The following is a 13987-nucleotide window of genomic DNA, read 5'->3' on the forward strand; positions in this document are numbered from 1 at the left end:
CTTATTTATACCGCCCGTTGGTTCTTGCCTGTGGTCTGAACGACGCTGAGGGCGAGCGCACCCGCCCCAGGATTTGAATGTCGTGACCCCCGTTTTCAGCCCGGGGGCCATAGGCCGCAGCGCTTACGCGTCTGCCTTTAACTGCAGCCAGATGTTGAGCCGCAGGTGTTACATTTCATGCAGGTGCCGTTGCGCACCAAAGTGTAGTTGCCGCATTCGCCACAGGGATCACCCTCATAGCCCTGCATCCGTGCCTTAGTGCGCGCATCCATCCCGCTTGCGGCAGGTAGGCTGGTTTCAGGCACCAGCTTTTGCAACGCGGTCACGGGATCACTCAACTCGCTGATTTCGCTTGGGGTGTCACGTCCGCCGCGCAGCGCCACCAGATCCTGCGGCAGACGTTTGCGCAGATAACCTGTTGATGAAATCTGCTTCAGCACCTCAAGCGATTTGCTCGCTGCGCTTTCACTGATTTCCGACACGTTGGAAACGCCCTCTTCCTTTTCGCCGCGCCCCAGATCATCAAAGCTCGCGCCTTCTGGCTTTACGTGCGCCAGATCGGTGCGATCCAGATAAGAGACCGCAAGTTCGCGGAAGATATAATCAAGGATCGAGGTTGCGTTTTTGATTGAATCATTGCCCTGCACCATGCCCGCGGGCTCAAACTTGGTGAAGGTAAACGCATCGACAAATTCTTCCAGCGGCACACCATATTGCAGACCAACCGACACGGCGATGGCGAAGTTGTTCATCATCGCCCTAAAGCCCGCGCCTTCCTTGTGCATGTCGATAAAGATCTCACCGAGAGAACCGTCTGAGTATTCCCCGGTGCGCAGATAGACCTTATGCCCACCCACAACCGCCTTTTGGGTGTAGCCTTTGCGCCGCTCTGGCATCTTGGTGCGATGGGATTTCATCACCTCTTTGATGACAACTTTTTCGACGATCTTTTCGGCCAGCACCACCGCTTTTTCCTGCGGCTTGCCGGTTTCCAGCACTTCGGCCGCTTCATCATCATCTTCGACCAGTGCCGCGGCCAGCGGCTGGCTGAGTTTTGATCCATCACGATAAAGCGCATTGGCCTTCACCCCCAAAGACCAGCTCAGCTCATAGGCGCTCTGGCAGTCTTCGATAGTGGCGGTATTGGCCATATTGATGGTCTTGGAAATCGCGCCGGAAATGAACGACTGCGCTGCCGCCATCATGCGGATATGGCTTTCAACGCTCAGATAACGCTCACCTTTTTTGCCACATGGATTGGCGCAATCAAAGATGGCGTAATGTTCGGGGCGCAGATGCGGCGCGCCTTCCAATGTCATGGTGCCGCAGACGTGGTCATTGGCGGCGTCAATGTCGCTTTTGTTGAAACCAAGGTGTTTTAGCAGATCAAAGGTTGGATCGCTCAGCTTGGGGGTTGGGATGCCCAGAACCCCGGTGCAGAAATCTTCGCCCAGCGTCCACTGGTTAAAGACAAAGCGCACGTCAAAGGCGCTTTCAAGGGCTGCATCAATTTTTGCAAGCTCTTCGGGTCCAAACCCATGGCCCGTCAGGGATGTGTGGTTGATCGACGGCGCATTGCCAATAGTGCCATGGCCCACCGCATAAGACACGATCTCTTCGATTTGCGAAGATGTGTAGCCCAGCCCATCAAGCGCGGCGGGAACCGAACGGTTGATGATCTTGAAATAGCCGCCGCCCGCAAGTTTTTTGAACTTCACCAGGGCAAAATCAGGCTCAATGCCCGTGGTGTCGCAATCCATCACCAGGCCAATGGTGCCGGTGGGCGCAATCACTGTGGTCTGCGCGTTGCGATAGCCGTGGCGTTCACCAAGTTCCAGCGCCTCATCCCAGGCGCTCATGGCAAATTCCACCAGCCGCGCATCCGGGCAGTTTTCCAGATCGAGCGGCACGGGTTTGACCGACAGCCCTTCATAGCCGCTGGCCATGCCCCGCGCTGCATTGCGGTGGTTGCGGATCACCTTGAGCATATGTTTCGCGTTGCGCTCATATCCTGCGAAGGCGCCCAGCTCACCGGCGATTTCCGCGGATGTGGCGTAGGAAACGCCCGTCATCAGCGCGGTCAGCGTACCACAAAGGGAGCGACCCTCGTCTGAATCATAGCCGTAACCCATATTCATCAACAGGCCGCCGATATTGGCATAGCCCAGACCCAGGGTGCGGAAATCATAAGACCGCTGCGCAATCTCTTTTGATGGGAACTGCGCCATGGTCACCGAGATTTCCAGCGTCAGCGTCCACAGGCGGCAGGCATGCATGAAATCTTCTGCCTGAAACTTACCGCCCTTAAGAAAGGTCAGCAGGTTCATCGAGGCCAGATTACAGGCGGTGTCATCCAGGAACATATATTCCGAACACGGGTTTGAACCGCGGATTTCACCATCTTCCGGGCAGGTGTGCCACTCATTCACGGTGTCATGGAACTGAATGCCGGGATCGGCGCAGGCCCAAGCCGCATGACCCACCTTTTCCCACAGGTCGCGCGCCTTGACGGTTTTGGCAACTGTGCCATCCACACGGTTGATCAGCTCCCAGTCCGCGTCTTTTTCAACTGCGGTCAAAAATGCATTGGTGACGCGGATTGAGTTGTTGGAGTTTTGCCCCGAAACCGAACTATAGGCTTCGCTGTCCCAATCGGTGTCATAGGTCGGGAACTCAATGCTGGTGTAGCCTTGTTTGGCGTAATCCAGCACGCGTTTGACGTAGGTCTCTGGGATTGCAACCTTTTTGGCCTCACGCACGGCCTTTTTCAGCCCGTCGTTTTTGGCCGGATCAGTGGCATCTGCCTCCGCCCCGTCCCAGTTGCGGATCGCCTGGAAAATGCCGTTGAGCATTTTCTCATGCATCTTTGAGCCCGCAACAATAGAGGCAACTTTCTGCTCCTCCAGCACCTTCCACTGGATGAAGTCTTCAATATCCGGGTGATCGGCATCCACGATCACCATCTTTGCTGCCCGACGGGTTGTGCCGCCTGATTTGATCGCGCCAGCCGCGCGGTCACCGATTTTCAAGAACCCCATGAGGCCCGAAGATTTGCCGCCGCCCGAAAGGCTTTCGCCCTCGCCGCGCAGATGGCTGAAATTGGTGCCGGTGCCAGAGCCATATTTGAACAGGCGCGCCTCGCGCACCCATAGATCCATAATACCGCCCTCATTCACCAGATCATCCGTCACTGACTGGATGAAACAGGCGTGGGGTTGCGGGTGTTCATAGGCGCTGTTGGATTTGACCAGCTTGCCCGTTTTGAAATCCACATAATGATGGCCCTGCGCAGGCCCATCAATGCCATAAGCCCAATTCAGACCGGTGTTGAACCACTGCGGTGAATTGGGGGCGGCGCGCTGGGTCGCCAGCATATGGCGCATTTCGTCGTAATAGGCGCGCGCATCGGTGTCCGAGCTGAAATAGCCACCCTTCCAGCCCCAATAGGCCCAGGCGCCAGCCAGACGATCAAATACCTGTTTCGATGAGGTCTCGCCGCCCATTTCGTCGCTGGCCGGTACTGAGCGCCACAGAAATTCGGGCACGTCCTTTTCGCGGACTTTCTTGGTTTCAACCGGGACACCTGCTTTGCGAAAGTACTTCTGCGCGATCACATCGCTTGCGACCTGCGACCAGCTTGCAGGCACTTCAATGTCATCAAGGCGGAACACGATCGTCCCATCGGGATTTCGAATTTCGGAAGCTGTTGTTGTGAAATCCAAACCAGCGTAGGCGTCTTGTCCTTCGGTGGTAAACTTCCGCTCGATCTTCATGTGCTCTGCCTCTGTCCTGCAGTTTTATCCATAAACAACCCGGCTGGATACGACGTGACAAAACCACCTTCGTGATGCGAAGGCGCACCCCGTTCCCAGGCAAGGGAAAAACATCAATGTTTTGAGCGGTCTAGTGAGTACCATTTAGTGATCTACTACATCTGGTAGCGCCACATCCAGTACACACAATTTGACGTATTTGAACACAATTGGTCAACGCCAAATTTACCACGATCTGCCCCTCTTTGCTCTTGACGGCTTCTTTGCTGATTGCGGCTGTTAATCTCTTGATTCACAGGATGCGCCGGCAGCACAGATGGGCGTTTGTCGTGAAAAATTCACTTGGAAATTTTCTGCTCTATAAAACAGGGCATTATCGTTTTCGAGTGGTTTCTTGTCGCAAATGCATCGTCAATTACTATGCGCGTGATCGCGCAGATGCAGCATTTTTACCCGTGAATCTTTACCAATGTTAACGCCTGTATTTTCTGTGATCTTACGATGACATTGCGCAATCAACGGGCGTTTTCACTCAAGCGACTGCACGCGGGAGTAACGGGTGCGTAAAAAATCGACAGGAAGATGATGGAGGGTTTTTGAAGAACCTCACAATATATTGTGTTCTGCCTTACGGCGAGAAACACAATATATCAGAGATATGGTCGGGGCGGCGAGATTCGAACTCACGACCCCCTGTACCCAAAACAGGTGCGCTACCAGACTGCGCCACGCCCCGGACCGTGCGCTGTTCCTATAGTTACCTTTCTGATTTGAAAACCCCTAACATGGCCAAATTGGAGAATTTTTTGAAAAAACTTTGTGCCGGACCTGATCACCCACAGAAATACCGTATCTTGAGGCCAATCCCGCGTTGATTTCCAAGACTGCAAATACAGTATCGCCGCCCGGAATCGCGGTGAGGTCACCGGGAATCGCATTCTTATGTATATGAGAGATCTGCCCATCCGCTTCGATGAACACCATATCCAGCGGTAGCAGTGTGTTTTTCATCCAGAAGGCAACCCGCTGCGGGTGCTCATAGACAAAGAGCATTCCAGACCCGCGCGCCATGGTTTCGCGAAACATCAACCCGCGCGAACGCTCTTCTGCTGTGTCGGCCAGTTCAATCTGAAAAGAAAGCTGGCCCCAATCACCGCGCAGATCCACGCGGTCGTCTTTACATTGCGCCCAAGCGGCGCTTCCGAGGCCAGACAGCACAACAGCAATCCCCATCGCTTGCTGCCATCTGGCCAGGGTGTTGTTAGATCGCGGCTTCCCAGGCGAGAACTTCAACCGCCATGCGGCCGCGCTTACCTTCGATGACGCGCATCGCGAGCGCTTCGCCCGGTTGCAGGTCGGCAAGACCCGATTGACGCAGAACTTCCACATGCAGGAAGACATCTTCTGTGCGTCCAAAAATATTGGCAAACCCAAAGCCTTTTCCCTTATCAAACCATTTGACCCTTGCGGCCTCCAACGGTTGGGCGCTGACCTCGCTCATGTCAAGATCGGCAAAATCGCTGAGCACCGGGACATCCTCACGCTTGGGAGGTTCGATTTCCAGCACCTCCACTGCCTGCACGCCGCGGTTCGTGTGATGCGCCACCAGCTGCACCACAGCCCCATCGGCGATTGAGCTTTGCCCGAAGTTGCGCAACACATTTATATGTAAAAGAATGTCAGGCCCGCCTTCATCGGATACAATGAAGCCATATCCTTTGGTGGGGTCGAACCATTTCACGACCCCCTGCACGGTCTGCATACTGCTTAGGTTAACGTCTTCTGCCACTGGAATTCCTACTGAATATTCTATGAGTGATTTAAGCGATTTTCTGATGCTTCATCTGGTCGAGTATTTGCAAGTACAAATTTCTCGCAAATGTCGCAAAATGGAAAAACCACCCAAACATCAAGGTGACAATCGCGTGATATCCCAGGGCTGCTCAAGCGTTGATCGGCGCCAGACAAAACGATCGTGTAGGCGGAACTCTCCATCGGCCCAGAATTCGATTTCCAGCGGAGAGATTCGAAAACCGCCCCAAAATGGTGGGCGTTTCGGCATCGGGCCTTTGGTGGCGGTCACCTTGGCCACCTCTGCCATCAGCGCACCCCGGCTGGAAAGGGGTTGTGATTGCTGCGATGCCCAGGCGCCCAGCCTGCTTTTGAGCGAGCGGGAATTATAATAAGCATCCGCTTGCGGCCCTTCTTCACGTTCGACCAGACCGCGCACACGAATTTGGCGACGTAGGGATTTCCAATGCATGACAAAGGCCGCTTTGCCGCTGGCGTCGAGCTCCTGCGCCTTGGCGCTGCCGTAATTGGTGTAAAACACAAAACCCGCGTCTTCGATTTCTTTCAACAACACCATGCGCACATTGGGCAGCCCGTCGCTGTCAACTGTTGATAGGGCGATGGCATCCGGGTCGTTGATCTCGCTTGATTTGGCCTCTTCAAGCCAGCGGCGCGCAATCTGGATTGGGTCATCGCCTGCAAATAGTTCACTGCGGTCAGACATATGTACCTCTTATCTGGGCTTTACGGTGGTTACACCCAACCTAAGCGCCCAAAGATGCGGGTCAAGAGGCGCTCTTGTGTTCTCTCCCCTTGAAGCAGGCGCAATGTCATAATAAACACCAAGCAATCACGTGATCACAGGCGGAGAACCTGCATGTCTAGTCAACTCATGACTGGCAAACGCGGCCTAATTATGGGCCTTGCCAATGACAAATCAATTGCTTGGGGCATCGCCAAGGCCTGCGCCGACGCGGGCGCAGAGCTGGCATTTTCCTACCAGGGCGACGCCCTGAAAAAACGAGTCGGCCCACTGGCGGCACAACTCGGTAGTGAAATTGTGTTGCCCTGTGATGTCTCGGATGAGGCATCAATCGATGCGCTTTTTGCATCCCTGGAAGAGAAATGGGGTAAGTTGGACTTTATTGTCCACGCCATTGGTTTTTCTGACAAAAACGAGCTGCGTGGTCGCTATGTCGACACCAGCCGTGACAATTTCACCATGACAATGGACATTTCCGTCTATTCTTTCACTGCCGTGATGAAACGTGCAGAAAAGATGATGAACGAAGGTGGCAGCGCGCTGACCCTCACCTACTACGGTGCAGAGCAGGTTATGCCCCATTACAACGTCATGGGTGTGGCCAAGGCTGCACTGGAAGCCTCGGTAAAATACCTTGCCGAAGACCTCGGCAAAGATGGCATTCGCGTCAATGCTATCTCGGCTGGTCCGATCAAAACGCTTGCTGCGTCGGGCATTGGTGATTTCCGCTACATCATGAAGTGGAACGAACATAACTCGCCGTTGCGCCGTAACGTCACGATCGATGACGTGGGTAAATCCGCGCTTTATCTGTTGTCTGACCTTGGCTCGGGCGTCACCGGCGAAAACCTGCACGTGGATGCGGGCTATCACGTCGTTGGCATGAAGGCGGTTGATGCGCCGGATATGACCAAGGGCTAACCCTTTGAAAACACGGCCGTGGGCGACATCGCCCGCGGCCTGTCGGAACCAGCCGCGCACAGATAGGAGCAACGCTATGAACGATCGTTTGCCGCACGAAAAAGGCTTTCACATCAGCTGGGATCAAATCCACCGCGACAGTCGCGCTTTGGCGTGGCGTCTGGATGGGCAAGGCCCCGATAATGGCGCATGGCGCGCTGTGGTTGCTATCACCCGCGGTGGTATGGCACCTGCGATGATTGTCAGCCGTGAGCTCGACATCCGCACCGTGGATACCATCAGCGTCAAATCCTACCACCATCAGGATCAGGGAAGCGCACAGGTGCTAAAAGCGCCGGATGCGGAGCTGATGAAAGATGGCGAAGGCATCCTGATCATCGATGATTTGGTGGACAGCGGAAAGACGCTTGAACTGGTGCGCGATATGTACCCCAAGGCGCATTTCGCCACCGTCTACGCCAAACCCAAAGGCCGCCCGCAGGTTGATACGTTTATCACCGAGGTCAGCCAGGACACTTGGATCTTTTTCCCCTGGGATATGGCGCTGCAATATGTTGAGCCTTATCGCGGCAAGGATTGATCTCTGCCCGAAATCTGATTTTTTTCAAAGCGCTCCGGTCGGTCCGGGGCGCTTTTTTGTTGCGCCAGAGGCTGTTTCGCCCGTTAATTCAGCGAAATACTTTACCCAGGAGCACCCATGTCCCGCACGCAGCAGACTTTTATTTCACCGATTGTGCTCTCACGCCGCTGGCTGGCGGAAATCCCCTGCCCGTCTGACTATCCTTTGCTGAACCTGTCACAGGCCGCCCCGGCAGATCCGCCGCCAGAAGCGCTGCGTCAGGCAATTGCCGTGACTGCGTTACACGACACCAGCGCCCATCTTTATGGGGCTGTTCTGGGCCGTACTGAGCTGCGTCAGGCGCTGGCTGAAAACGTGTCGCGCCATTATCAAGCGGATGTGCGGCCTGCACAGGTGGCCATCACTGCGGGCTGCAATCAGGCGTTCACTGCGACCATCGCCAGCCTGTGCAGCGAGGGTGATGAGGTGATCCTGCCGACGCCTTGGTATTTCAACCATAAAATGGCGCTGGATCTCGCGGGGGTGCGCGCGGTGCCGCTTGCGGTTGGCTCTGATATGTTGCCTGAAATTGCATCAGCCGAGGCGCTGATCACAGAACGCACACGCGCAATTGTACTGGTTACCCCCAACAATCCCTGTGGTGTGGAATACCCGGATGGGCTGCTTTCGGCGTTTTATGAGTTGGCGAAAAAGCATCGGATCAGCCTTATCGTGGATGAGACCTATCGCGATTTTGATAGCCGTTCAGAGGTTGCACACCACCTGTTTCAACAGCCTGACTGGGGTGAAACACTGGTGCATTTATATTCGTTTTCCAAGGCCTACCGGCTGACCGGACACCGGGTTGGTGCGATTCTGACCCATGAGTCAAAAATGTTCGAAATTGAAAAGTTTCTCGACACGCATACCATCTGCCCAAACCAGATCGGACAGATCGCAGCCCATTGGGGGATTGGCCATCTCGGCGACTGGTTGCAGGGGGAACGGCAGACCATTCTCAAACGTCGTGCCAAAATCGTGAGCGGCTTTGAACGGCTTGTGGCACAGGGTTGGCAGCTTTTGGGCTGTGGGGCGTATTTTGCCTATGTCTCCCACCCGTTTGCAGCCTCCTCTGATGAAATCGCCAAACAGATGCTGGCAGAACGCGGCATCCTGATGCTGCCGGGCACCATGTTCACCCCCGAAGGTGACATAGAAGGCGCGCGCCAGTTCCGCATTGCCTTTGCCAATATTGATGAAGCTGGGATCGACACACTGTTTGACCGGCTCGCAAATTGGTCGCCAGATCAATAAGCACCGCATTTGTCATCATATATAGCACTGGGCGGGCTGCGCTCCCTTGCCCCTCTGGGTTGGGCAGCGTATTCAGGTGCCCAAACCACTGGCGCTAAACCATAGGCGGCAGTGAAATGAGATTTTGGCCATCAGGGCGGCAGGCATGAAACAGCTTTCTAAAACCTTTGTTTGGATCCTCATGGGGATGCTTATTGTCGGCTTGGCCGGCTTTGGTGCGGTGAACTTCACCAGCTCCGCCACTGCGGTGGCGATTGTGGGCGATGAAGAAGTCAGCATCAACGACTACGCCCGTGAACTGCAGCGCGAACAGCGCGCACTTCAGGCGCAGACCGGTCAGGCAATGACCATTTCGCAGCTGGTTGAACTGGGCATGGATCGCGCGGTGCTGTCGCAGCTCGTCTCCATTGCGGCGATCGACAATGAAGTCAGCCGCATTGGTATCTCAACCGGGGATCATAACCTGCAGCGTGAGATCTCCCAGATTGACGCGTTCCAGGGTATCAACGGCCAGTTTGATCGCGAAGCCTATGCCTTTGCCCTGCAAAACGCGGGCCTCAGTGAGCGCGAGTTTGAAGAAGACATCCGCAAGGAAACCGCCCGCACCATTCTGCAGGGCTCAGTCCTGTCAGGGGTCAAAATGCCCGCACTGCTGAAAGACACGCTGCTGGATTATGTCGGTGCGCGTCGCAGCTTCTCTTATGTGCTGCTGGATGAAAATGATGCGGTGTTGACGGCTGAGCTGCCGGAAACCGCAGAATTGCGAGTGTTTTACGATGAAAACATTGCTGATTTCACCCTGCCGGAAACCAAAGTCATCACCTATGTGCACCTGACGCCCGAGATGATGCTCGAAGAGGTCCAGGTGGATGACGCCGCGATCCAAGCCCTGTTTGATCAGCGCAGCGCGGAGTATCAACAGCCCGAGCGTCGTCTGGTGGAACGTCTGGTGTTTGGTGATCAGGCCAGCGCGGATCACGCCAAAGCCCAGCTTGATCTGGGCGGCACCCTGTTTGAAACCCTGGTGGCCGATCGTGGTTTGACGCTGCAGGATGTGGATCTGGGCGATGTGACCCGTGATGCGCTGGGTGATGCGGGTGATGCAATCTTTGCCGCGGATGTAGATGCGGTTGTTGGCCCGCTGCCCTCTGATCTGGGCCCGGCGCTGTATCGGGTGAACGGCAAACTGGCCGCGCGCAACACCACCTTGGATGAGGTCCGCGATGTGCTCCAGCGTGAAGTTGCATCAGATCGCGCCCGTCGTCTGGTAGAAGCGCGCGCAGAAGATCTCGAAGACCTGCTGGCCGGCGGCACCACGCTGGAAGAGCTGGCAGACAGCGACGGCCTTGCGCTGGCAACCCTGAACTGGACCACCGTGAGCAGCGATGACATCGCCGCCTACGAAGGCTTCCGCGCCCGCGCCGCAGCCGTGACCGTGGATGATTTCCCGACTATCGATTTCCTCGATGATGGCAGCATCTACGCTGTCCGCCTTGACGAAATCCTGCCGCCCCGCCCGGCCCAATTCGACACCATCGAAAATGATGTGCTCGCCGCATGGCAGGCGCAGCGCACCCGGACCGCGCTTGCCGCACAAGCCAATGCGCTGATGCAGGCAGCAAACGCTGCGGATGGTTTTGCCGAAGATGCAGAGGTTGTCACTGAGACCGGCCTCACCCGCACCGCCTATCTGGATCAGACCCCGGCAACCTTGGTGAATGACGTGTTTGACATGAACGTGGGTGAATACCGCGTGATTGCGGGCACCGAAAACACCGCTGTTGTGCGCCTGGATGCGCTGCTGGAGCCTTCGCAAAACGATGAGCTTGAGCTGTTGTCCTCCGCAATTGAGGCCCAGCTGGATCAGGCTCTGGCCTCGGCCCTGTTTGATGCGCTGGCCACTGATCTGCGCATCAAGGCTGAGCCCCGCGTGAACGAGCAGGCCCTGTCTGCGGTTCAGGCCAACTTCCACTAAAAGGCAGCTTTCTCATGGCTCTGACCCCAGAATACAGCGATTTCGCCACAGCCTATGATGCAGGCCACAATCAAGTGGTCTACACACGGCTGGCGGCGGATCTCGACACGCCCGTGTCTTTGATGCTGAAACTCACAGGCGCGCAGAAAGATGCGTTTATGCTGGAATCTGTCACCGGCGGCGAAGTGCGCGGGCGCTACTCCATTATTGGTATGAAGCCGGATCTGGTCTGGCGTTCGCGTGGTGAAAACTCTGAGCTCAACCGCGCGGCGCGCTTTGACGATCAGGCGTTTGAAGCGCAATCCGGCAACCCGCTCGACAATCTGCGCGCGCTTTTGGCCGAGAGCAAAATCGACCTGCCCGATGATCTGCCGCAGGCTGCCGCGGGTCTGTTTGGATATTTGGGCTATGACATGGTGCGCCATGTGGAAGTGCTGCCAAATGTGAACCCAGACCCGCTTGGCCTGCCCGATGCGGTGATGATGCGCCCCTCGGTGATTGCCGTGCTTGATGGCGTAAAAGGCGAAGTCACCGTGGTGTCGCCTGTGTGGAACAATGGTGACCAGACCGCCCGCGCAGCCTATGCGCAGGCCTCTGAGCGGGTGATGGATGCGGTGCGTGATCTTGAACGCGCCATGCCCGAAGCCACCCGCGATCTGGGTGACAGCCGCGATGTGGGTGAACCGGTGTCGAACTTTACCAAGTCCGGCTATATGGAAGCGGTGGAAAAGGCCAAGGATTACATCCGCGCCGGTGACATCTTTCAGGTGGTGCCCGCACAGCGCTGGACCCATGATTTCCCGCTGCCGCCATTTGCGCTTTATCGCTCGCTGCGCCGCACCAACCCCTCGCCGTTTATGTTCTATTTCAACTTCGGCGGCTTTCAGGTGGTGGGCGCGTCGCCTGAAATCCTGGTGCGGGTCTTTGGCAATGAGGTCACCATCCGACCCATCGCAGGCACCCGCCCGCGTGGCGCAACCCCTGAAGAAGACAAAGCCAATGAGCTCGATCTGCTTGCCGATAAAAAAGAGCTGGCCGAGCATTTGATGCTTTTGGATCTCGGGCGCAATGACGTGGGTCGTGTGGCCAAAATCGGCACGGTGAAACCCACCGAGGAATTCATCATCGAGCGCTACAGCCATGTGATGCATATCGTGTCAAACGTCGTTGGTGAACTGCATGACGACAAAGATGCGCTGGATGCGTTTTTTGCGGGAATGCCTGCAGGCACCGTATCCGGTGCGCCCAAGGTGCGCGCGATGGAAATCATCGACGAGCTTGAGCCGGAAAAACGTGGCGTTTACGGCGGCGGTGTTGGTTATTTCTCGGCTGGGGGGGACATGGATATGTGTATCGCCCTGCGTACTGCCATCGTCAAAGATGAAAAGCTTTATATTCAGGCGGGCGGCGGTGTTGTTTATGACAGCAACCCCGAGGCGGAATATATGGAAACCGTTCATAAATCCAACGCCATCCGGCGCGCGGCCGCAGATGCGTCGCGCTTCATTCGCGGCGGCAACAGCTGAGGCAAGCTCAGAAGCCTTCGGCGGGAGTATTTTAAAAAAGGTGAAGGGGCGTGGCGTTTGCCGCGCCCTTTTTCTTTGCCTCACACAGCACTGTGATCAAGCCAGCGTGAAAAACTTGCCGCAGCTTTACCGCTTGTTAGGGGCGGCAAGGAAATAACTGGATCGACAGAATTTTCGTCAAATGAGGAAATTTAAAACTTGTTAGAACAACAGTCGATCCTTGCCCCTCATCTCCTGATGGAGTTTCAGGATGTTCAAACCGCAGATGAGGTAGCTGAGCTGGTCACAGCGGCAAAAGCCGCGTCACTGGCTGATGGTGGGCTAACCACCGATGCGTTGCTCACGCGTGCGCTGGAACTTGATCCCCACCACCACGAAGCACAGCTGCTGCGTGAGAGGCTTTATCAGACCTTTGTGCCGCGCTGGCATTTCCCTATGCTGGCGGATCAGGCTCGCAATCAGGCCTATGCGCGCGCGATTGCCGCCAAGGTCCGCCCCGGTGATGTGGTGCTGGATATTGGCTGTGGCGCCGGGCTTACGGCGATGCTGGCGGCACGTGCTGGCGCAAAACATGTATACACCTGCGAACAGCAGCCGCTGATTGCCCGCGCCGCGCGCCGGGTGATTGCGCAAAACGGGCTGAGCGACCGGATCACCGTGATCAACAAATGGTCGCATGACATTGTGATCGGCGTCGATATGGCCGAGCCTGCGGATGTGGTGGTGTCTGAAATTGTAGACACAGTGTTATTGGGCGAAGGTGCGCTGGCGACCTTGACCCATGCGATGGCGGTATTGGCCAAACCAGAGGCCCGCGCCGTGCCGGAACATGGTGTGCTGAAGGCGCAGCTTGTCGAAAGCGCGGCTCTGCAGCAGATGTGGCAGCCCCCCAGCGCCGAAGGCTTTGATCTCAGCGCGTTTCATCACCTTGCCCAGGTGGCACAGCTGACGCCGCATGATTTTGACGCCTGTGATCTGCGCGCGCTGGGGCCAAAGGTGGATCTGTTTGATTTTGATTTCACCCGCCCCTCGATTGAACCGGGACGCGTCAGCCAGCGCTTGCGCTGCAGTCGTGCAGGCACCGCACAGGCGGTTTTGGTGAGCTTTGAAATGCAGCTCGCGCCGGGCATTCAGGTCAACAATGATATTGGTGCAGGCGGCCATTGGGGGCGCACGGCGTTTCTGCTCGATCAGCCCAAAATGCTGCACCCCGGTGCCGAAATCGCGGTAACAGCGCAACACGATGCCGCTGCCCTGAGCCTTGCCATTGATCATCAGCCGACGGCGCGTTGGGATCAGCAGGGCTGGAACCTTACGACCAAGCGGAAACAACCCGCCTATCACTAAGGCTGATATTCTGCGCCG

Annotated in this window: 10 protein-coding genes and 1 tRNA gene; 6 read left to right on the forward strand and 5 right to left on the reverse strand. The window is 56.2% G+C overall.

What is annotated here, in order from left to right:
- Positions 1-137 precede the first annotated feature (137 nt).
- The 5 genes from GG681_RS02705 to pdxH all read right to left on the reverse strand — a co-directional run bounded on the left by GG681_RS02705 (position 138) and on the right by pdxH (position 6288).
- The gene (locus tag GG681_RS02705; RefSeq protein WP_153544790.1) at positions 138-3773 is read right to left on the reverse strand and encodes a vitamin B12-dependent ribonucleotide reductase; all 3636 of its coding nucleotides are present in this window, start codon (positions 3771-3773) and stop codon (positions 138-140) included.
- Between the two features lie 659 nt (positions 3774-4432).
- Positions 4433-4509, reverse strand: a tRNA-Pro gene (locus tag GG681_RS02710).
- 44 nt (positions 4510-4553) lie between these two features.
- Positions 4554-5006 carry a DUF192 domain-containing protein gene (locus GG681_RS02715; RefSeq protein ID WP_153544792.1) on the reverse strand — a complete coding sequence of 151 codons (453 nt, stop codon included), beginning with the start codon at positions 5004-5006 and terminating at the stop codon, positions 4554-4556.
- Between the two features lie 28 nt (positions 5007-5034).
- The gene (locus GG681_RS02720; protein WP_328593240.1) at positions 5035-5562 is read right to left on the reverse strand and encodes a cold-shock protein; all 528 of its coding nucleotides are present in this window, start codon (positions 5560-5562) and stop codon (positions 5035-5037) included.
- A gap of 120 nt (positions 5563-5682) precedes the next feature.
- Positions 5683-6288, reverse strand: a complete 606-nt coding sequence (pdxH, locus tag GG681_RS02725; RefSeq protein ID WP_153544794.1) for a pyridoxamine 5'-phosphate oxidase — start codon at positions 6286-6288, stop codon at positions 5683-5685.
- 153 nt (positions 6289-6441) lie between these two features.
- Between pdxH and fabI the strand changes: the two genes are divergently transcribed.
- The 6 genes from fabI to GG681_RS02755 all read left to right on the forward strand — a co-directional run bounded on the left by fabI (position 6442) and on the right by GG681_RS02755 (position 13969).
- Positions 6442-7248, forward strand: a complete 807-nt coding sequence (gene fabI / locus GG681_RS02730; RefSeq protein WP_153544796.1) for an enoyl-ACP reductase FabI — start codon at positions 6442-6444, stop codon at positions 7246-7248.
- Positions 7249-7324: 76 nt separating this feature from the next.
- Positions 7325-7828: a xanthine phosphoribosyltransferase gene (gene gpt, locus GG681_RS02735; protein WP_153544798.1), complete on the forward strand. Its 504-nt coding sequence runs from the start codon at positions 7325-7327 to the stop codon at positions 7826-7828.
- A 117-nt stretch (positions 7829-7945) separates the two neighbouring features.
- On the forward strand, positions 7946-9121 hold the full coding sequence (locus tag GG681_RS02740) for an aminotransferase (protein WP_153544800.1): 1176 nt from the start codon (positions 7946-7948) through the stop codon (positions 9119-9121).
- Between the two features lie 124 nt (positions 9122-9245).
- On the forward strand, positions 9246-11096 hold the full coding sequence (locus tag GG681_RS02745; RefSeq protein WP_268968966.1) for a peptidylprolyl isomerase: 1851 nt from the start codon (positions 9246-9248) through the stop codon (positions 11094-11096).
- A gap of 14 nt (positions 11097-11110) precedes the next feature.
- Positions 11111-12622, forward strand: a complete 1512-nt coding sequence (trpE, locus tag GG681_RS02750; RefSeq protein WP_153544804.1) for an anthranilate synthase component I — start codon at positions 11111-11113, stop codon at positions 12620-12622.
- 237 nt (positions 12623-12859) lie between these two features.
- Positions 12860-13969, forward strand: a complete 1110-nt coding sequence (locus GG681_RS02755) for a 50S ribosomal protein L11 methyltransferase (RefSeq protein WP_153545180.1) — start codon at positions 12860-12862, stop codon at positions 13967-13969.
- The last annotated feature ends 18 nt before the right edge of the window (positions 13970-13987 follow it).

It is taken from the genome of Tritonibacter aquimaris (genome assembly GCF_009617595.1).
In the GTDB taxonomy this organism is placed as follows: Bacteria; Pseudomonadota; Alphaproteobacteria; order Rhodobacterales; family Rhodobacteraceae; genus Epibacterium; species Epibacterium aquimaris.